The sequence below is a fragment of the Botryobacter ruber genome (assembly GCF_003347595.2).
Lineage (GTDB): Bacteria > Bacteroidota > Bacteroidia > Cytophagales > Hymenobacteraceae > Pontibacter > Pontibacter ruber_A.
Window position 1 is genome coordinate 15,462 of the sequence record NZ_QCZK02000037.1, and the last position, 20,793, is coordinate 36,254.

General features: G+C 49.1%; 19 protein-coding genes. 13 read left to right on the forward strand and 6 right to left on the reverse strand.

Going from position 1 to position 20,793, the window contains the following annotated elements:
- Positions 1-233: 233 nt before the first annotated feature.
- The 3 genes from DCW36_RS10815 to DCW36_RS10825 all read left to right on the forward strand — a co-directional run bounded on the left by DCW36_RS10815 (position 234) and on the right by DCW36_RS10825 (position 2,496).
- Positions 234-845, forward strand: a complete 612-nt coding sequence (locus DCW36_RS10815) for a glutathione peroxidase (RefSeq protein WP_394344807.1) — start codon at positions 234-236, stop codon at positions 843-845.
- 110 nt (positions 846-955) lie between these two features.
- On the forward strand, positions 956-1,495 hold the full coding sequence (locus DCW36_RS10820) for a hypothetical protein (RefSeq protein WP_114778631.1): 540 nt from the start codon (positions 956-958) through the stop codon (positions 1,493-1,495).
- Between the two features lie 104 nt (positions 1,496-1,599).
- Complete coding sequence (locus tag DCW36_RS10825) at positions 1,600-2,496, forward strand: 1,4-dihydroxy-2-naphthoate polyprenyltransferase (protein ID WP_114778632.1); 897 nt, start codon at positions 1,600-1,602, stop codon at positions 2,494-2,496.
- Positions 2,497-2,696: 200 nt separating this feature from the next.
- Here the strand turns inward: DCW36_RS10825 and DCW36_RS10830 are convergent, their stop codons facing one another.
- The 4 genes from DCW36_RS10830 to DCW36_RS10845 all read right to left on the reverse strand — a co-directional run bounded on the left by DCW36_RS10830 (position 2,697) and on the right by DCW36_RS10845 (position 7,417).
- Positions 2,697-4,217, reverse strand: a complete 1,521-nt coding sequence (locus DCW36_RS10830) for a malate:quinone oxidoreductase (RefSeq protein ID WP_114778633.1) — start codon at positions 4,215-4,217, stop codon at positions 2,697-2,699.
- Between the two features lie 174 nt (positions 4,218-4,391).
- Positions 4,392-5,000 carry a bifunctional nicotinamidase/pyrazinamidase gene (gene pncA, locus DCW36_RS10835; RefSeq protein ID WP_114778634.1) on the reverse strand — a complete coding sequence of 203 codons (609 nt, stop codon included), beginning with the start codon at positions 4,998-5,000 and terminating at the stop codon, positions 4,392-4,394.
- A 12-nt stretch (positions 5,001-5,012) separates the two neighbouring features.
- Positions 5,013-5,864 carry a pirin family protein gene (locus DCW36_RS10840; protein ID WP_114778635.1) on the reverse strand — a complete coding sequence of 284 codons (852 nt, stop codon included), beginning with the start codon at positions 5,862-5,864 and terminating at the stop codon, positions 5,013-5,015.
- Positions 5,865-6,043: 179 nt separating this feature from the next.
- Positions 6,044-7,417, reverse strand: a complete 1,374-nt coding sequence (locus tag DCW36_RS10845; protein ID WP_114778810.1) for a DEAD/DEAH box helicase — start codon at positions 7,415-7,417, stop codon at positions 6,044-6,046.
- A gap of 1,061 nt (positions 7,418-8,478) precedes the next feature.
- Between DCW36_RS10845 and DCW36_RS10850 the strand changes: the two genes are divergently transcribed.
- A complete protein-coding gene (locus tag DCW36_RS10850) occupies positions 8,479-9,231 on the forward strand; it encodes a YebC/PmpR family DNA-binding transcriptional regulator (protein WP_114778636.1) in 753 nt (250 codons plus the stop codon).
- A 305-nt stretch (positions 9,232-9,536) separates the two neighbouring features.
- Positions 9,537-10,226, forward strand: coding sequence for a hypothetical protein (locus DCW36_RS10855; RefSeq protein ID WP_240676132.1), 690 nt, complete (start codon positions 9,537-9,539; stop codon positions 10,224-10,226).
- Between the two features lie 191 nt (positions 10,227-10,417).
- Here the strand turns inward: DCW36_RS10855 and DCW36_RS10860 are convergent, their stop codons facing one another.
- Positions 10,418-12,292, reverse strand: a complete 1,875-nt coding sequence (locus tag DCW36_RS10860; RefSeq protein ID WP_114778637.1) for an ABC-F family ATP-binding cassette domain-containing protein — start codon at positions 12,290-12,292, stop codon at positions 10,418-10,420.
- A gap of 105 nt (positions 12,293-12,397) precedes the next feature.
- Complete coding sequence (locus tag DCW36_RS10865; RefSeq protein WP_240676133.1) at positions 12,398-12,871, reverse strand: RDD family protein; 474 nt, start codon at positions 12,869-12,871, stop codon at positions 12,398-12,400.
- 347 nt (positions 12,872-13,218) lie between these two features.
- Here DCW36_RS10865 and murI point away from each other — a divergent pair, with 347 nt between their 5' ends.
- From murI to DCW36_RS10905, 8 genes are all read left to right on the forward strand, one after another.
- A complete protein-coding gene (gene murI / locus DCW36_RS10870; RefSeq protein WP_114778638.1) occupies positions 13,219-14,034 on the forward strand; it encodes a glutamate racemase in 816 nt (271 codons plus the stop codon).
- A 192-nt stretch (positions 14,035-14,226) separates the two neighbouring features.
- Positions 14,227-14,778 carry a hypothetical protein gene (locus DCW36_RS10875; RefSeq protein ID WP_114778639.1) on the forward strand — a complete coding sequence of 184 codons (552 nt, stop codon included), beginning with the start codon at positions 14,227-14,229 and terminating at the stop codon, positions 14,776-14,778.
- 91 nt (positions 14,779-14,869) lie between these two features.
- A complete protein-coding gene (locus DCW36_RS10880; protein WP_114778640.1) occupies positions 14,870-16,051 on the forward strand; it encodes a glutathionylspermidine synthase family protein in 1,182 nt (393 codons plus the stop codon).
- 404 nt (positions 16,052-16,455) lie between these two features.
- A complete protein-coding gene (locus tag DCW36_RS10885) occupies positions 16,456-16,683 on the forward strand; it encodes a UPF0175 family protein (protein ID WP_114778641.1) in 228 nt (75 codons plus the stop codon).
- Entirely contained in the window at positions 16,676-17,131 is a 456-nt protein-coding gene (locus tag DCW36_RS10890; protein ID WP_114778642.1) for a DUF3368 domain-containing protein, read from the forward strand. Before DCW36_RS10885 ends, DCW36_RS10890 begins: the two co-directional genes overlap by 8 nt.
- A gap of 104 nt (positions 17,132-17,235) precedes the next feature.
- Positions 17,236-18,057, forward strand: a complete 822-nt coding sequence (locus tag DCW36_RS10895) for a cyclase family protein (protein ID WP_114778643.1) — start codon at positions 17,236-17,238, stop codon at positions 18,055-18,057.
- 286 nt (positions 18,058-18,343) lie between these two features.
- The gene (locus tag DCW36_RS10900) at positions 18,344-19,462 is read left to right on the forward strand and encodes a hypothetical protein (RefSeq protein WP_114778644.1); all 1,119 of its coding nucleotides are present in this window, start codon (positions 18,344-18,346) and stop codon (positions 19,460-19,462) included.
- Between the two features lie 175 nt (positions 19,463-19,637).
- On the forward strand, positions 19,638-20,747 hold the full coding sequence (locus tag DCW36_RS10905) for a complex I subunit 1/NuoH family protein (protein ID WP_114778645.1): 1,110 nt from the start codon (positions 19,638-19,640) through the stop codon (positions 20,745-20,747).
- Positions 20,748-20,793: the final 46 nt, after the last annotated feature.

Here is a 20,793-nt window from a genome sequence, read left to right on the forward strand (position 1 = left end):
AAATCCTAAAATTCTGTAAATCCTGATTCAGATAAAAAAGATCAAGCTGATTCGGATTGCAAATCCGAATCAGCAGTTGAAAACCTGAAGCAGTTTTTTTTGAACAGCAAAGGCAATGGTGGTAGCTGCAGAAGATTTTTTTTATAAAATTACCTTTGAAGCCGGATGTCCCGGGCTTGTTTCGGGAGGGCATAAAACGTAAATTACTATTTATTAGAAGTAAAAAAGAACAAATGATAAGATCAATCTCTCCATTTCTGAAACCAGTGGCACTGCTGGCCGTGTTGTTGAGTACCGCCTGCTCCGAACCGAATAACACAACTAAAAGTACTACAGCTATGGACACCACGGCAACTACCGCGCAAGCCCAGAACCAAAGCGGCTTCTACAGCTTTAAAATGCCCACCCTGGAAGGCAACGAGGTGGATTTCTCGCAGTTCAAAGGCAAAAAGGTGCTGGTCGTAAACACGGCCTCGAAGTGTGGTTACACGCCGCAGTACGCTGACCTGCAGAAGCTGCACGAAACTTACGGGGACCAGGTGGTGATTCTTGGCTTCCCGGCCAACAACTTTGGCGGACAGGAGCCAGGTTCCAGTGAAGAAATAGCGGCGTTCTGCGAGAAAAACTATGGCGTCAAATTCCAGATGTTCGACAAAATTTCTGTGAAAGGCGAAGACCGGCACCCGCTATACGTCTGGCTCGAGGAACACGCCCCCAACCACGAAACCCCTGCCTGGAACTTCAGCAAGTATCTTATTGACGAGAACGGCAACGTGATCGGATTTTATCCCTCGAAGGTAAAGCCGATGGACGAGGTGTTGATAAGTGCGATTACAAAGAAGTAGGGTTAGGTTCTGCTTGATAATATCAACTTCATCCATAGTGCAGACAGAGGCGTATATTTGAAGAGTTATTACTGCTATCTGCTAGTTGGCGGTAAGAATAATTAAAGAAAATGAGAGTAGTACTAAAGGCAAAACATTGGCAGATATTTATATTTCTTATCCTTTTGTCTTTTATAGGTAATATTAGCATTGATGATTCCTCTATATTGGAAACTATATTCGCTATTCCATTCCTAGTAGCAATAGTTAGTTTTCCTATGATTTTAGGAAATGAACTATACGAGTTCGTCCCAGAAAATATCAAACTAAACTACAATCTATTTTTAATTAATGGGGTTATAATATTGATAATTGTTGGTGTTGCCTTAGCTTTTGGAGATGGACAGCATTATGAATTCAACGGTTTTGCAGCGTTACCTATTTATTATGTAATTTTTGCTTACCTAAATGTTCATGCCTTTCCTATGAAAGAACTTAAGTCTATAGAATTAGGAAGGGAAGCAAAGCTAGGAGAGTATGCAGGAGATTTAGTTCTACTGTTAATATGGCCGATTGGGATCTGGTATATACAGCCACGAATCAATAAACTGATTAATGAAAGAGATAAGGTTGTGGAAAATAAAAATTCCAGCCGCCAACACGGCACATGAGCAAAGCTGCGGCTGCGCCTTGCTCACCTCATGTACCATCCCCGTTACTCACAGTTACTATTTTGAACAACACCACCCAAACATCCTCCTCCTCCGAACCAGGCATGGTAAAAGCCTGGATATCTGCCTTCCGGCCGCGTACGCTGCCGCTGGCACTTTCGTGCATTGGTATGGGCGGCTTTATGGCGGCTGCCAATGGCGTTTTTAGCGGCACCATTGTCGCCCTGTGCGTACTCACCACTTTGTTCCTGCAGATACTTTCGAACCTGGCCAACGACTACGGTGATTCCAAACACGGGGCCGACAGCGTGCACCGGGAGGGGCCGATGCGGGCAGTACAGGCAGGGTACATCACGGCTGCGCACATGAAAAAAGGGATGCTGCTGTTCAGCATGCTGTCGCTGTTGTCGGGGGTGCTGTTGCTGTGGGTGGCATTTGGCACCGACGGTATTCTACTTTTCCTGGTGTTTCTGTTCCTGGGGCTGGCGTCCATTTGGGCAGCCATTAACTACACCGCCGGCGACAAACCCTATGGTTACGCCGGCCTGGGCGACCTTTTCGTGTTTATCTTTTTTGGGCTGGTGGGCGTGCTGGGAACCTATTACCTGCAGGCACAGGAGCTAAGCGGGCTGGTGGTGCTGCCTGCCCTTATCTGCGGTTTCTTTTCGACGGCCGTGCTTAATGTTAACAACATCCGCGATATAAATTCCGACAAGCTGGCCGGAAAGCGCTCGCTGCCGGTGCGGCTGGGGCCGAAGCGTGCCCGTGTGTATCATGCGTTTCTGCTGCTGGGAGGCGTTCTGTCGGCTTTCCTGTACGTGCTGCTAACGTTCCAAAGCTGGTGGCAGCTGCTGTTTGTGCTGGCCCTGCCGCTGGTGTACATCAATGGCGTAAATGTGTGGCAACGTAAGACCTCCCAGGAACTGGACCCTTACCTGAAGCAGATGGCGATGACCACGCTGCTGTTCGTACTGCTGTTCGGCCTCGGGCAGGTGCTGTAGCGGCTGTGGTGGCAGGTGCAGTAAATTGTCTGAACCGTTGATGGTAGTGATGAAGGGATGGCTTTGATGTCCGAACCAGAAAGTTTGCTGCTCCAGTCACCACAACCACTGCTCCTCCATTTACATCTTATCAAAAAATCAGCATATAAAAAGCCTCAACCCTTTATTCAAGAGTTGAGGCTTTTTTGGTTTTTATATCGCTAGACCGCTGGCTGATGCACCTCTGCCAGTTCCAGCACTTCGCTGGTGTAAGCTCTGATTTCGGCCACAAGCTTTGGATTGCTGCCAAGCGACTCACCATAGGAAGGAATCATCTGCTTTAACTTAGCCTGCCATTCCGGTGAATTCACCTTATCAGGAAAGCAGCGGTGCAACAGGCTGATCATAATAGAAACGGCTGTAGAAGCGCCTGGCGAGGCACCCAGCAGGGCGGCAATAGAACCGTCGGCGGCACTTACCACTTCTGTTCCAAATTCCAGTACGCCGCCATGTTTCGGATCTTTCTTGATCACCTGCACCCGCTGGCCTGCAACTTCGAGTTCCCAATCCTTGATATTGGCTGTCGGTACAAAATCGCGGAGCGCCAGTAAGCGGTCTTCCGGCGTTTGGCGTACCTGGTTTACGAGGTATTTCGTGAGTGGCATGTTCTTGATGCCGGCCGTGATCATAGGGCGCAGGTTGCTCACTTTTACCGAGAACGGCAGGTCGAACAGCGAACCGTTTTTAAGGAAGCGGGTGGTAAAGCCGGCATAAGGGCCAAAAAGCAGCTCTTTTTTACCGTTGATTACCCGTGTGTCGAGGTGAGGCACCGACATAGGAGGCGAACCTACGGCCGCTTTGCCATACACTTTGGCCTGGTGCTGCGCTATAACTTCCGGGTTCACGCATTTCAGCCATTGCCCGCTTACCGGGAAACCGCCGAATCCTTTTCCTTCCGGAATGCCTGATTTTAGCAGCAGGGGTAGGGAACCGCCTCCGGCGCCAATGAAAACAAATTTAGCACGTACTTTCCGTTTCTCGCCTGTTTCCAGGTCTTTTACTTTTACTTTCCAGTAGCCATCTTCCTCCTGCTTCAGCTTTTTTACCTCATGGTTGAAATGCAGCGATACGCCTTCGAGCGAGCTCAGGTAATGGAACGAGTCGCGTGTCAGGGCGCCAAAGTTTACGTCGGTGCCCATGTCCATGCGGGTTGCGGCTACTTTTTCGGCCTTTTTGCGGCCCTCCATGATCAGCGGCATCCATTCTTTCATCTGTTCCTGGTCTTCGGTATAAACCATTTCATTGAACAGGTGACACTCCTGCAGCGCTTCGTAACGCTTCCGGAGGAACTCTACGTTTTTGTTGCCCCACACAAAGCTCATGTGCGGAATGCTCCTGATAAAATTACCAGGCGACTTAATGAGGTTTTGCTTAACCAGGTACGCCCAGAACTGCCTCGATACTTCAAACGATTCGGCAATGTTAATGGCTTTGGTCGTGTCAATAGTGCCATTAGGTTTTTCAGGGGTGTAATTTAACTCGCAGAAGGCAGAGTGTCCTGTACCGGCATTGTTCCAGGCATCGGAACTTTCGGCAGCAGCAACATTCAGCCGCTCAAATACTTCAATGGTTAAATCGGGTTGTAGTTCCTTCAGCAACACACCGAGTGTGGCACTCATAATTCCGGCTCCTATCAGAATTACATCAGGATCATTGTTTAATATTTTATCGGTTGTAAGCATGACGTTATTTTAGGACTACAAAGATACATTGAAATTTAAAAAATGCCTCTTTTGTAAGGATTAAACCAATGTTTCTTCTATTAATTCTGCCCAAATAATAAAAAACTTATAATCAGGCTCTAATGTTGCCGCTAAGCCGGCAAGGCTGAGCGGCTGGTATTGTAAGCTGCAGCGCTAGCAAAAGGTGCTGCTGTGTACCAGGTTGCCGCCCAGTTCACAAATTATCTCCTTTGCTCGTTCATATCCTTCCAGGCTGATGGGGCGGCAGGCATCTTCTACTACAAAGGTTTTAAAGCCTTCCTTTAGTGCATCTTTGGCGGTAAAGTACACACAGTAATCGCCTGCCAGGCCGGCTACATATACTTCCGAAACCTGTTTGTTGCGCAGGTAATCGGCCAGGGCAGTGGACTTCAGGTAGCCGTTGTCGTAAAAGCCGCTGTAGCTGTCTATTTCCGGGTCCATCCCTTTCCGGAAAATAGCTTCTACCTTGTTCATCTGTAAATCTTCGGAGAAAGCAGCACCTGGCGTTCCCTGCAGGCAGTGGTCGGGCCAGAGCACCTGTTCTAGCCCTTGTAACTGGATAACTTCAAAATTGTTTTTGCCTTCGTGGTTAGAGGCAAAACTTTTATGGTTTTCCGGGTGCCAGTCCTGTGTGGCTACTACCAGGTCGAAATGTTCCTGTATCCTGTTCACGATCGGGATGACCTGGTCGCCTTCCGGTACAGCCAGGGCGCCTCCGGGCAAAAAATCATTCTGAATGTCTATCAGTACTAACGCTTTCATAGTTTCTTTTTCTTACTTCCAGCTGCCGAATTTTCCTTTTCGGTAATCGTCGTAGGCTTCGTGAATTTCCTGTTCGGTGTTCATTACAAAAGGGCCCTGGGCTACAACGGGTTCGCCGATGGGCTTTGCGTGGCCAAACAGCAGGATACTGTCAGCTGCCGCTTCGATGTGTACATCTTCCGCATCGTTGTTAAACTCGACCAGCTGGAACGCTTCGGCCTTTTGCTCATTTACCGTCAACTCTCCCCGGATCACATAAAAAAAGATGTTATGATCGGTTGGCACCTGCAGGTTTAGTTCGGCGTCCGATTTAAACTCGATGGTGCTCAGGTGTACGCCAATCAGCGATTCGAATGCACCTTTTGTGTCACCGATCGTGCCGGATACCAGGTTCACCCGGATGGCGCCATTGTCCAGGTCAACTGTCGGGATATCCTCTTTCTGAAGTCCTTTGTAGAACGGTTCCGTCATTTTCAGGCGGGAGGGCAGGTTGAGCCACAGCTGCAGGATTTCCAGGTCACCGCCTTGCTGTTTAAAGGCATCGGACGAAACTTCGGCATGAATCAGGCCGCGTCCGGCAGTCATCCACTGCACGCCGCCTGCCGTGATAACGCTTTCGTGCCCGCCGGAGTCTTTGTGCATGATGTCGCCTTCCAGTATAAAGGTTACGGTTTCCATGCCCCTGTGCGGGTGCGGCCCGAAAGGGAGCCCGTTGTTTCGGGGGCTGTACTTCTGCGGGCCGTGGTGGTTCAGAAACAGGAACGGGTCTATCTGCTGCAGCGACCTGGACGGCAGCGGCGAGAATGTTTTAAGATCGGCAATAGGAGCATAGGCGGCGGTATGAATTTTTTTGATGCTTCTCATATAAGTTCTTTTTTATGTAAGCGGTTGGAAACTACAAACTACTTATACTCTTTTTGGTGAGTTGGGTGTTGTGTGCGAACAGATAAAATTAGAAATAGGTGGCAAAGCAGGGGTAATCCCGGCAACGGCGCTTAAAAAAAACAAGGACCGCTTGTTGGCGGCCCCTGCTGTTTTGTATATTAGTTCTGATCCTGCGGTGCCTGCTGGCTGCCCTGTGGCTTCGGGCTGCCGGACGCATCACGGTTTCTGTTGCGGTTCCGGTTCTTGTTTCGTTTGCGGCTGGGCTTTTTGCGCTCCTGCTGCCCTTCGGCACGCGGCGCTTTTTCTGCAGGGCGGGCAGGTGCTGCCGCTGCTTTGGTACCTTCCTTGTGGGGATGATCGGTTGAGACGGGTTTGGGGCCTCTGCGCTTGGGGGAGCGGGTGTGGCTGCCTTTTCCGCGGCCTTTATCAAACCTGCGGGTGGGGTCGAAGGCGGGGCCGCTGCCTAAGGTTTCCGGTAAAGGCAGTTTGGGCAGGTCCCGCTCTATCAGGTGCTCTACCTTTTTTACCCGGTACATATCGTTTTCATTTACAAAGGTAATGGCCATGCCGGTAGACGAAGCGCGTGCCGTGCGCCCTACCCGGTGCACATAATCTTCGGCATCCTGTGGCATATCGAAGTTGATCACGTGGCTCAGGCTGTCGATGTCGATGCCCCGCGACAGGATGTCGGTTGCCACCAGGATGCGTACCTGCCGGTTCTTGAACCGTTGCAGCACCTTTTCGCGGTCTGCCTGCTCCAGGTCCGACTGAATGCCTTCGGCCTCGAAACCCATCTTCTGCAGCGAGCGCACAATCTGGTTAACATTCGATTTGCGGGAGGTAAACACGATCATGCTGTGCACCTCCAGGTCGTGGAGCAGGTGCTCCAGCAAGGGCAGTTTCTGGTTGTCGTACGTCAGGTAAAGGCGCTGGTCAATTCCTGCGGCAGGCTTGGATATGGCCAGGTTTATTTCCGACGGCTCTTTCAGGATCTGTTTGGCCAGTTCCCGGATTTTACGCGGCATGGTAGCCGAGAAGAGCAGGGTCTGGCGGTGCTGCGGGAGCTGTCTCACAATTTTCAGGATGTCATCCATAAAACCCATGTCCAGCATCTTGTCGGCCTCGTCGAGTACCAGGTGCAGCAGCTGGTCGAGTTTTACATAGCCCATGGCCATGTGCGCGATCAGGCGGCCGGGAGTGGCAATAATGATATCGGCGCCGCCGGTTAAGGCACGTTTCTGCTGGTCCCAGTCGCCGCCTTTGCTGCCGCCGTAAATGGCAATAGAGCTTACCGGGGCAAAATAACCCAGGCCTTCTACCTGCTCGTCTATCTGCTTGGCCAGCTCGCGGGTGGGCACTAAAATAAGGGTGCTGGTGAAGTTGTAGTTGCCGTGCGAAACACGGTCTATCAGCGGAAGCAGGTAAGCTGCCGTTTTTCCGGTGCCGGTCTGAGCGCAGGCAATCACATCCTGCCTCTCCAGGATAAGGGGAATCGCCTGTTGCTGCACCGGAGTGGGGGTGTTATAGCCCATCGATTCGATGCCGGTAATTACATCGTCGTGGAGGTTGAATGAATGAAAATCCAAAGTGTCAGTATTTTTGATGAGTCAATTAATCGCTTGAGCTGCAGGTTTTTTTACTGAACCCGCAGTTTTATTGTATGTAAATATACAAAAATAAAATACTTCTTCAGCACGAACGCCCAGGAATGTGTTGTTAGGAGTATTTCTTCACCAGTCACCATACCCACGTTTGCCGCGCAACAGGCAGGAGCAAAGGCTCTGGTGGCAGCTGTAGTAACATTTTATATGATAATTTAAATTATTAATTGTAAAAATGTGTCTGTTGCCTCAGCAGGAAGAACTGTTTTTGCCCTGGGGGTGGAGGAAATAAAAAAGAATGATTGTAAGCGTGTTTGTCCTGTTTTACTTAAAGTAATACTTTAAGTGAGGTGTTGTAAATTCCTTATATTTAGGGAGTGGTGAAGATGGTTCAGGGGTGGCTAATGTGGATAACGATGCAAATATAATAAACTTATATATAAGTAGATAGCGCACCTGCAGGAATTTATCAACAACGGTTTCCACTGCAGGATGGTAAAAAGCCAAAATGGATATTTTTAATAATCTTATAATTTGTTGAATTATTTCTGATGAAATATTTTTTTATTTAAATATTGTTGTTAATTTTGCTGTAATAATTTAACAAAAAGTATAAAAATATTATTTTATCTAAAGCTGGGTATGATGTTCTCTGCAAGCGAAACTTATTTGGTAGGCGAGCGTAAAATAAGTCAAAATAGCCACAGCTATGTAAGTAGGAATATTACAAAAGCTTTAACACAACTGAATACCATGAAAAGATTTATTAAAGAATCACCGAATATGAGCTTACTCATTGGGGTGAACATAATCAATGCTATATTCTGGCTTGTTTCGTAAAAACAGGCTTATCTATATTATTTAAAAAGGCGGCCCTGCTGAACAAGCAGGGCCGCCTTTTTTTTGCGGTAACCGGTTTATTTTATATATTTCTGCTTTGACGATTCATGATTATATATAATTTGTAAAATATATTTACACAACTATATTTTATGTCAGGACATAGTAAATGGTCGAAAATTAAGCGGCAAAAAGGAGCAGTAGATGCTAAACGTTCTAAAATGTTTACCAAGCTGATCAAAGAAATAACGGTAGCCGTGAAGGAAGGTGGTTCAGACCCGTCCGGGAATCCGCGTTTGCGGCTGGCGATACAGACAAGCAAGGCGGCCAACATGCCCAAAGACAATATGGAGCGGGCCATTAAAAAAGGCGAAGGAACCGATGGTGGTTACACTGAAGTAAATTACGAGGGTTATGCCACCAACGGTGTGGCGGTGTTTGCAGAAACCATGACCGACAACCTGAACCGGACGCTGCAGAACGTGCGCACCATCTTCAGTAAAAACGGCGGCAGCCTTGGCCCGAAAGGCTCGCTGGATTTTATTTTCGACCGCAAAGGGGTGTTTGTGGTCAGGAAAGGCGAGCAGCAGCCGGATGAGGAAGAGCTGTTGCTGGAACTGATAGATGCCGGTGCTGAGGAGGTGGAGTTTGAAGATGATTACTTTACGGTTTACTGCGCCCTGGAAGACTTTGGTTCGCTGCAAAAGAAGGTGGAAGAGCTGGAACTGGAGGTAGAGAGCGCCGAATTGCAGCGCATTCCAAAAACCACAGTGGAAGTAAACGACCTGGAAGCCCTCCGCAAGATAATGAAACTGATTGATGCCCTGGAAGACGACGATGACGTGCAGCAGGTGTACCATAACCTGGAACTGAATGAGGAGCTGATGGCGGAACTGGAGGCATAGTGGCAGGTGCCAGGCGGTTTTGGCAGGAGGAGCGGGTGTGGTGGCAGGTGCAGCAATGTTTTTAGGAAGGATTCAGGGCGATGCTGCTGCTATTCAGGTGAAGCAGGAGCTACAACGGATAAACTGGCTGCGCCACCTTCGTCTGGGCAACACAACAGGGATGTGCTCCGGAAGTTTAGCCGGGCAGACCGGGAACAGCGGAAGGCAAGTAAACTGAATTACATTTTTGGGAAACATTAATTGCCTGTTTAGCGTCCAAACCTGTAATTTAAGTTCATAAACCACACCTATAGCACCTGAAATATATGGCGAAGGCAGTAATGGAAGAAGACAGATTAAGTGACATTATAAATGGCTTACAGCAAAAGTCAGCAACAAAGCAGATCATCTACCGCAATACCAAAGAAACCTTTGAGCGCATGAAGCAGATTTCGGTGGAAATTGTGGCAGAACTAACCGACAGGATTACGCGGCAGAATGCGGATGTGGTAATTGAATACAGAAATGTAAGCGAACACGAATACCACATCAAGTTTTCCGGGGATCTCCTCATCTTCGTTATGCACTCCAATATTATCACCTTTCCGGATAGCTATGAGATCATGCGGAACAAGTATGTGGAGAAAGACTTCCGTCGCAGGTTCTTCGGGCATATCATGGCGTATAACTTTATGGCCGATACCATCAAATACAACCGCCTCGATGATCCGGGGTACCTGGTGGGGCGGATGCTGGTGAACATAGAAAAGCACTTTTGTATTGAGGGGGTAAAGCAGATGGACCTGTCTTACGACCAGATTGCCAAAAATAAAGTGACCGACCACATTCTGCGCATCATTGTAGAAAGTGCCATTATTGCGGCCATCAACAACGACCTGATGGGGCAGGATGTAAGCGAGATAGAGCGGATTACGCTAAAACAAAAGCTGGATAACGCGCAGCTGACCAAACCCCGCAAAGTTGGCTTTATGATGAACCACGAGCTGACGCATTAAAATACAAAAGCGGCCAAATGCTAAACCTGGCCGCTTTTGCTAATCCACACATTATTTGTTGCTTACGCCTTTGCTCATGACCTAAGCCAATAACAGCAAAGCCGGAAAGCGGCTGGTCTGTCATCTTCTTTTCTAACGGAGTAAAACCGGCGGTATTGTGTAGTGAATTTATTTATTTGAAAACGGAAGCGCTACATCAGTTCAGCCAGCTCCAGCCAGCGGAATTCCTTTTCTTCCAGTTGCTCGTTTATCGTTTCAAGTTCGGTGGCCCAGGACGTGAGTTGGGTGTGGTCGGTGGTGGTGCCGGCTGTCATGGCTTCGGTAAGCTCTGTTTTCCTGGCCTCCAGCTGCTCTATTTCTTTCTCAAGCGTTTCATACTCTTTCTTTTCGTTGTAAGTAGCTTTGCGTTTGCCGGATGGCTGTTCCTGTTTTGGCGCTACAGGGGCAGGGATTGCCGGCTTTTGTTCCGCTGGCTGATTTTCCTGTTCCTTCAGCCACTCGCGGTAATCGGTGTAGTTGCCCGGGAAGTTGCGTATTTTGCCTTTGCCTTCAAATACAAACAAATGATCAACCAGGCGGTCCATAAAGTACCGGTCGTGCGACACCATGAGCAGGCAACCGTTAAAGTTGAGCAGGAAATCTTCCAGGATGTTCAGCGTGATGATGTCCAGGTCGTTGGTAGGTTCGTCCAGGATGAGGAAGTTCGGGTTTTTGATGAGCACGCGCAGCAGCTGTAAGCGGCGTTTCTCGCCACCGCTCAGTTTGCTTACGAAGGTGTACTGCTGGGGCGGCGCAAACTGGAAGTGCTGCAGAAACTGGGCGGCTGTAATTACCTCGCCATTGGCCATTTCCACCACTTCGGCTATTTCCTTTACTATATCGATCACGCGCTGGTCTTCCTTAAACGTCAGCTCGTCCTGGGTGTAGTAGCCAAACACGGTTGTTTGCCCGGCTTCCACGGTGCCGCTGTCCGGGGCCAGTTTGCCCGTGAGCATGTTCAGGAAGGTGGACTTTCCCGCTCCGTTTGGTCCTACAATGCCGATCCGGTCTTTTTTCTTGAACACATAGGAGAAGTTGTCGACAATCTTTTTCTCGCCAAAGGATTTGGAGATATGGTCGACTTCGATAATTTTTCCTCCCTGGCGCGTGGTTTTTACCGACAATTCCAGTGCAGGACCTGCTACTTTTTTAGCTGCTTTTTCTTTCAGTTCCTCAAACGCATCGACCCGGTATTTGGCTTTGGTGCCGCGGGCTTTGGGTTGCCTCCTGATCCAGTCCAGTTCTTTGCGCATCAGGTTGCGGGCTTTCTCTGTTTCGGCGGCTTCCGATTCTTCGCGGGCGGCTTTTTTCTCCACAAAATAGCTGTAGTTGCCTTTGTAGGTGTATAGCTGGCCATTGTCGAGTTCGGCAATTTCGTTGGCTACTTTGTCCAGGAAATAGCGGTCGTGGGTAACCATCAGGAGCGTGGTGTTCTGGGTAGAGAGCAGGTTCTCGAGCCACTCGATCGTGTCCAGGTCCAGGTGGTTGGTAGGTTCGTCCAGTATCAGCAGGTCCGGCTCCTCTATCAGCACCCGGGCCATGGCTACGCGTTTGCGCTGGCCTCCGGAAAGTGTTTTTACCGGCGTGTCGAGGTTGTTGATGCCCAGTTTGGAGAGGATTTGCTTTACTTTCAGTTCAAAATCCCAGGCCTGCAGTTCTTCCATGCGCTCCATGAGCTGCTGCATTCTGGCGGCGCTGGTAGAGGGGTCGGCAAGGGCTGCTTCGTAATCACGGATCAGGTCCAGTACCTCGCTCTGGCCCGAAAAAATATTCTGCTGTACGGTCAGCTCTTCGTCGAACTCCGGGTTCTGCCCCAGGTAGCCGACTGTAATTTCTTTACGCGTGCTCACGCTGCCTTCATCCGGCGGCAGCTTCCCTGCCAGCACATTCAGGAGCGTAGTTTTGCCGGAGCCGTTAACGCCGACCAGCGCCACACGCTGCCCCTGGCTCAGGCCAAAGTTCAGGTTTTTAAAGAGCCAGCGGTCGCCGAAGCTTTTTGCTATATTTTCTGCAGATAGGTAATTCATACTTCAAATTTAGGCAATTCTGCGTTTAGATAGCGCCAAAATAAAACAGGCCGATGCGAAACCGGCCTGTTTTATTTTTTTCAGAGATTCTCTGGCTACAGCAGTTTAATGATGTGACACGATAACGGTGCGGGCAACAAAATCGTGCAGCGTTTGTTTGCGCCTGCTGAAAAAGACGAGGAAAAAGCCCAGCATGAGCGGGAGCAGGGAGATAAACTTGGTGAAGTACCGCAGGTTCGCCTGCAGAAGGTTGATGCGTTTCCCGCGCAGGTCGGTTACTTTCAGGCCCAGGGTGAACTTGCCAATGGTAGCCTGTTTGGGCGAAGCTTCCAGCAGCGTGTAGTACAGCCAGTGGCCTACAGGGAAGTAAACGTTAAAAAACATAGACTTTAACGCCAGCAGCAACGTTTCAGCACGGAAGTTCAGGGTCTGTACATCCGTCTCCCAGTTAGCGTGCAGCTGCGGGTCGTCTGTAGAAAAATTGAAAATAATGGAATACCAGAAAATGAGTAAAATATTATCGATCAGCATCGCAACAAGCCTGCTATTGAAGCTGCCATATAGGGAAGATTTCTTCATAACGAGTGCTGGTGCTGATAGAGCTGTTAACATAAATTTATGGTTTAGGTTAATCATATTTTTTTAGCTTAAACCATGCGTTTTGATTTATGCCATACCTGGTGTTCCTGCTGTTGCCAACAGCTGATTTTTGTGCTGGTGTTGGTAAGAAGCCGCATCCTGAATATCTATATCGTTTGTTGTTAATATATAGATATTTAACCACTTAAGCAACTGGTGGGCAATTATTTGTTTTAATAATATAACTTATGGTGCAGGTAAATAATTCCTGTGTGAAGTATTTTATGTAAAATATGCAATAAATTGGCAAGCAGATGTTTGCTTGATTTTAAGTAACTTCGCCTCCTATGGTACAGGACAAAAGAGAACAGCCTATTGGTATTTTCGACAGCGGCATTGGCGGACTGACGGTGGCGCAGGCCATCACCCATGTGCTGCCGGAAGAACAACTCATTTATTTTGGCGACACAGCCCACCTGCCTTACGGCGACAAATCTACTGCAGCCATTCAGGCCTATGCCGTTAAGATCTGCGATTTGCTCATCAGGCAGCGCTGTAAGCTCATCCTGATTGCCTGTAACTCGGCTTCGGCAGCCGCTTATGAGCTGGTAAAGGAGTATGTGGGCAGCAAAGCGCATGTTCTCAACGTGATAGATCCTGTTATCGCCTATATCGGTGAAACCTATCCTGCCAAAACCATTGGGTTGATTGGCACCAAGCAGACGGTCAATTCCAATGTGTACCGGAAAAAAGTAGACGAACTCGACCGGAACATCAACCTGAAATCGGTAGCGACGCCTTTGCTGGCTGCCATGATCGAGGAAGGCTTTTTTAACGATTCTATTTCGGAGAGTGTGATTGAAGCTTACCTGTCGGACCCGGAGCTGGAGGGGATCGAGGCGCTGATTCTGGGCTGTACGCATTACCCGCTCATCAGAAAGCAGATCGAGAAGTTTTATGCCCGGAAAGTAGACGTGCTCGATGCCAGCCAGATTGTGGCGGCCCATGTAAAGCAAACGCTGGAGAAGCTGCACATGGCATCAGCGCACCTGGTCGGCGACCATAAATTTTATGTTTCGGACTTTACCCGTTCGTTCGAAGAATCGACGCGGATCTTCTTTAAACGGAAAGTGCACCTGGAGCATTACCCGCTGTGGGAGTAGCGGTTCAGATTTATACTGCACCTGCCTCCATCGCCTTTGCCCTTGCTCAAGCAGGAGCAGTGGGTATGGTGGCAGCAGCAGAATACTTTTTTGGAGTGCTTTTACTAATACGGGTTTTTTATTCCGACAAACCTGCCTTCCTTTCCGTAAGAAATAATACCTAACGTACCTGTCACATCAGCTCAACACCACATGAAAAAACGACACCTGACCATCGGCGATTTTAAGCGCAATGCCTTTATAGTAGCAGCGGCTGCCTGTATGGGCCTGACCGGCTGCGGCGACAACCGGAGCAACAACGACTGGAATGCGGGAGAAGAAGAAGTAGCTGTGCCCGATGGCATTGTTACCGAACTGACGGAAGAGGCGCCCGACCAGTGGAAAATTACCGACGAACGCACCACCGCCCCGGGGCAAAGCATGGCTATTTTAAAGTACAACGATGGCCGCATCGATACCCTGCAGGGCCTGGCGCTGGAAAACCGCATGCGTGAAGTGGCCAATAACGAGCAAACTTACCGCCACGGTGGCTTTGGCCTGGGCAGCGTGTTGTGGTGGAGCGGCATGGGTTTTATGGCCGGCCGTATGTCGTCGCCAAATCCCGCATATTATGCAAATCCCAGTGTGATGCAGCGCACTGAGGGCTGGCGACAGAACGTGCAGACCTACCGTCAGCGTGCTACTGCACCCAAATCGGGCAGGACAGGCTTTTTCGGTGGCCGCAGCAGTGGGGCAGGGTCCTAAATTATAAGAAAAACCGTTCTGCACCTGCCTCCACACCCTCAGCTGCTGCTGATTAGCGGAAATTCCATTCTAACAATCAAACTGAAACTGCATGTCTAAAGATAATGCCACCATCCGCCTGACCACCCACTCCGGCGATGTAGAAACTGCCGTGCGCGGCCTGGGCTGGGACTGGTGCGTGGAAGAAGGCTGCACCAACTACGTGCCGGGCGAGGCGGTGGTGCTAGCCGAAGCAGAAGCCGAAGCCTTGCTGGAAGCAGCCACTAACCTGTACGACATGCTGGTGCAGGCCATCCCAGACGAGCTGCCCGATACGTTCCTGAACATACTGGGAATTCCTGAAAACCTCTGGCCGCTGGTGCGGCAGTCGTGGAACGACGACCGCCACTGGCACCTGTACGGCCGCTTCGACCTGGCCCAAACGCCCGAAGGACCGAAGCTGCTGGAGTTTAACGCGGACACCGCCACCTCTATTCCCGAAACAGCCGTGGTGCAGTGGGCCAGCCTGGCAGCAGCAGGAAAGCATAACGCCAACCAGTATTCCGGTTTGTACGAGGCGCTGGTGGAGCAGTTCCGGACCTGGCGCGAACTCAACAACGAGCTGCCTCCCGCTTTGCTGCTCACCTATTTCGGTGCCAGTGCCGAAGACGAAACCAATTGCGCCGTGCTCGCGCAGGCCGCCCGCGAGGCAGGCTTCGATGCGCACCTGTGCCCGGCAGAAGAAATGAGTGTTTCCACAGAGGGCGACGAAAAAGGCGTGTGGGCGCAGCTGGAAGACGGGCAGTGGCAGCAGTTTACGTTCCTGTTCAAGCTCCTGCCCTGGGAGCAGATTGCCTGGGAAGAGCCCGAGCTGCTGCAAAGCCTGACCACCCTTGCCCGCAGCCGCACCTTACTGATTGCCAATCCGGCTTACACGCTGCTCTTCCAAAGCAAAGGCATGCTGGCCTGGCTCTGGAAAGCTTACCCGTACCACCCGCTCCTGCTGGAAGCCGACCTGGAGCCGCTCACCGGCAAGTACATCCGCAAACCCTATTTCGGCCGCGAAGGCCAGAGCCTCGAAATCTCGGACCGTGGCCGCGTAACCCGCACCCAAGGCGAATACGACAACCAGCAGCAGGTATACCAGCGCTGGTGCGACCTGCCCGAAGATAACTCCGGAAACCAATATCAGGCAGGCGTGTTCTGGGCCGGAGAAGGCTGCGCCATCGGCTTCCGCCGCGAAAAAGGCATTATCACCAACCTGTCGCAGTTCGTGCCGCATGTGGTGGAGTAGGGGGATTTTTTAATGTGTTGATTTTTTAATGTGCTGATGTGCTAAGGGGAAATTGTGGGGTGGTTGTAATTCAAAACAGTATTTAATTGCTCCCACAGTAGCCTCACCTTTTTTGTCATCCTGTCAAGGATCTTGTGGGCTAGCTGCAGGAATGTTTGCTAAAAGTAGTGTTACAATGGAAGAAGCTTTTTTTTGCCAAAAGGAGTAAGGCTAATGCATCTGCAAAACTTGTTATTCATGCTCTTGGTCTGATAGCTAATGGATTTATCATGTTATATGTTATAATTCTCGCAATTTAGAAGTCATAACCACTTGCAATTCAATATAAACATATTCAATATTGGGCTTAAGCAAAAGCAACAAAACATACTAATAAACGGTTATATTTATAAAAATAGTCGAACATGCGGACAGTAAGTTTAACGTTACCTGAGAATCTGGATATAAATGAATCAGAGCTGAAAATTCTGTTAGCCGGAGAACTATATGAAAGAGAAAAACTCTCTTTGGGGCAAGCCGCTCATTTAGCTGGACTTTCCAAAAGGGCCTTCATAGAAATAATGGGCATGTACGGATTTTCGCTGTTCAGCAAATCTGAAGAAGATTTATTATCTGACATCACCAATGCCTGAACTGATAATCTGTGATACCAGTTGCTTGATTTTGTTTGACAAAATAAACAGGCTTGAACTGCTTAGAAATTGCTACTCCTGCATCTATGTTACACCAGAAATTGCAGAAGAATTTGGTAAAGCCTTACCCAATTGGATAAAAGTAAAAGAAGCAGGAAATAAAGCCCTTCAACATACACTAGCGCAGATTTTAGACAAAGGAGAATCAAGTGCCATTTCGTTGACTTTTGATTTACCCCACGCTCTGGTAGCACTCGATGACCTAAAAGCAAGAAAGGTTGCCAAGTCGCTAAATCTGAAAATTACCGGCAGCCTCGGGATTTTGGTCAAAGCAAAGGAACAGGGCCATATAGAAAAGCTGTTGCCTCTTCTAAATCAAGTGCAGCAGACTGATTTTAGAATATCAGAAAATATTGTCAGGAAAATTCTGGAGACAGTCGGTGAATAAAGCAGGAGTTAACTAACTGGCCAGCAGTCGGAAGCATACACAGTAGCTCCTGTTTCAAGAGTCTAAGATTAGTCTCTATAGTTCCATCCAAACTTTCCTCTGCAATGAAGGCGACATACCTCATCTCTTTCCTCCTCCTATTCCTCTTCACCAACTGCCAAAATCAACAGCAGGAGGAAAGTCTTGATGCCTTTTTATCCGGCGGCAACTGGGTCGACCTCACTTATCCATTTTCTGAAGAAACGCTTTACTGGCCCAACAATCCGACAGGGTTTAAGCTGGATACGCAAACAGCCGGCACGACACCAGGCGGGTATTTTTACAGCTCCAACGCCTTTTCAGCACCCGAGCACGGCGGTACGCATTTCGATGCGCCTGTGCATTTCGCCGAAGGAAGACAAACAGTTGACCGGGTTCCGTTGCAAAACCTGCTGGGTGCTGCCGTGGTGATAGACGTATCGGAGAAAGCGTTAAAGGATAGCGACTACCTGATCTCAGTGGCCGATATAGAAGCCTGGGAAAAGAAAAACGGAACGCTGCCTGACAGCGCCATAATCCTGTTCCGCACCGGTTATGGGCAGTATTATCCCGATGCAAAAAAATACTTTGGCACCGACCAGAAAGGCACAGAAGCCATTCCGCACTTGCACTTCCCCGGCCTCGATCCTGCTGCTGCCGAATGGCTGGTTACACAACGACGTGTGAAGGCGCTGGGCCTGGATACACCCAGCATTGATTATGGGCAGTCAACAGATTTCAAGGCCCACCGGGTGTTGCTGGAACGGAATATTCCCGTATTCGAAAACGTAGCCAACCTGGACCAACTGCCGGAGAAAGAGATTTACGTTATCGCGTTGCCAATGAAAATCAAAGACGGCAGCGGCGGTCCCCTACGCATTATTGGCTGGGTAAGGTCGCAGGATTGAGTGAAAGCTTTCTGCTGCAGCCGCCATAGCCGCTGCTCCCGTACTTACCTGATTGTGGCGAGTTTTGATGGAAAGATTGTCAAGATGGTGAATTGAAAAGCTTAAGGACAACCAGGAATCCCCTTCCTGCAAATACATCCGCAAATAGTCCTTTAGCTATTCTGTAGTGCCTTATGTGCAAAAAAACGCTACAGTTTCTTAAATATGATCATCTTAATTTTAAGTTTTTTGTAAATTTCGTGATAAATTCGAAAGCGAGTTGTTCTTTGTCTTAAACCGATTAAGTATGAAAAATCTTTACATCTCATTGATGCTTTTGCTGCATGTTTTTCCGCTTACTGGCTATGCGCAGAATAAATTTAAACTAGGCGATGAAGTGGAAGTGTTTACTGCAGGAGATGCTACCCATGGCATTATCGTAGGCGAGTATCAGAATACAGATTATGGCTATGGTACCTACCAGGTGCACCTGAACGGGGAGAAATACTGCAGTAACCACGCCACCGACACCCGTTACAATGCAACGTATGTTAACAAGCGTTTTCAGCCAGATTCGAAAGCCTCGTTTGCAGTTGGCAGTTTAGTAGACGTAAGAAGATATAATGGCAATACGTACACAGGCAAGATAATGGGCAAGGATGGTGAAAAATATGAAGTCCGGTACAAGCGCGATGGCTTTGAAACAAGCGACTGGTTTCATGTTTATAACATCCGAAAAAGTAAAAACGAAGTTGCCGTAGCAGAACCGGCGAAAAAAGCTGTTAAAGATGCAGTTGCTGCGCCCAAACCAGGAAAAACACGTGGAGTTACTGCAAGCACAGCTGCCGGCATAAAAGTAGGCGACCGTGTAATGTATGATGAGCTTGGTTTCTTAACGGGTAAAAATTTCGGAAAAGTTGTTTCGTATGATCCTGAGAAAAGGCAGTACACGGTGCGGGATGAAAAAGATGCTTCCTGGAAATATACTTATCCGTGCTACAACGTTTTGCTGCCAGGCCAAACACCAAATAACAATTTTTTTATAGGAAAATGGGAAGTGCATGTACTAGGAGCAACTTCTACGTTCACGAAAAATGGCGATGTTTACCGCAGGTTCAGCGGAGGAATGAAGTTACCTCCGTTAGAAGTTAAAGCAAATGGCACCTACACCTGGGTAACGCAGGATAACAAGGTGATAAGAGGGAAGTGGATCGCCAGAGATGGAGTGCCCGGCATTGTGTTGCTCAAGGCAGTTGATGGGCTGGATTACACGCTTTATGAAAAGACGGAAGCATTTGCTACCACAGCCGCAACTCGCGATGAAATTGGCATCCATCATGTGCCCAGCAGTACGGGGTATTATCATGCTTACAGAATTGGAGCAAATAAAAGCTGCGTTTTATCAGGAAGGGTTTTTAAGAAATAGGTCCGGTCAGACGGCAGTTTGTACCTGCATTATCTTGCCTAAATAAGGAAGGTAAAGTATTGAATAGCTTATTTTAGAGATCATACCCATCATTTAATCCTACTATCAACGGTCAAAATTAGCACATTAGCGCTTGAATCTCCTATCTTTGCGGCAATAACCAAACGAAACCCTCATGCCATTACTTGCCTTTGTGCTTGCTGTTGGGCTCATGCTGCTGATCGTTATTGTCGTGGTATATGCCGAGCGCAAAGTAGCTGCCTTTATGCAGGACCGGGTGGGGCCAACAGAGGCGGGGCCGCACGGTACGCTGCAGCCCCTGCTCGACGTGCTCAAACTGCTGCAGAAAGAAGACATCATTCCCGCCGCTGCCGATAAAAAACTGTTTGCCATTGCGCCCATCATGATCTTTGCAGCGGTATTTGCCGGTTTTGCCGTCATCCCGCTTGCGCCAACCCTCGTGCCTGCCGGTATCGGCATCGGTGTTTTTTACTTGCTGGCCATTATTTCGCTGGATGTGGTGGGGCTGCTGATGGCGGGGTGGGGCTCGAACAACAAATACGCCATGCTGGGCGCCATGCGTTCGGTGGCGCAGATAGTTTCGTACGAAATACCGGCCGGGCTGGCGATACTGTCGGTCGTGATGATCTGCCAGTCGCTCGATTTCCAGGAGATAAGTTACCAGCAGGGGGTGCTGATCAATTATTTCCCGGGGCTGGAGTACGAACTTAACTGGCTTTTCGGCATCGAAGCGTTGGGCATCAATACTACTTATGTGGGTGGTTTTTTTACCTGGAATATTTTCCGGGCGCCGGTGATGCTGGTGGCCTTTGTAATCTATTTCATCGCCTCGCTGGCCGAATGTAACCGCGCGCCTTTTGATATTCCGGAAGCAGAGTCGGAGCTGGTGGCGGGTTTTCACGTGGAATACTCCGGTTTCCGGTTCGCCACTTTTTTTCTGGCAGAATATGCCATGATGGTGCTGGTGTGCCTGGTAGCGGTAATTTTATTTTTGGGTAGCTGGAACACGCCTTTGCCCAACTTTGGTCCGCTGGCGCTGGCCAACCTGACAACCGGAAACCCGGGTGGTATTACAGGAATATTCTGGGGCGCTTTCTGGCTGATATCCAAAACGCTGGTGCTGCTGTTTTTGCAGCTCTGGGCTCGCTGGACTTACCCGCGCCTGCGCGTGGACCAGCTCATGCACCTCTGCTGGAAAGTCCTGACACCGGCAGCCCTGGCCGTGGTGTTGGTAGCGGGAGTATGGCGGCTGCTGATGGTGTGATTCATAACTGTCATTGTTTTTTAATGTCATCTCGAATAAAATGAGA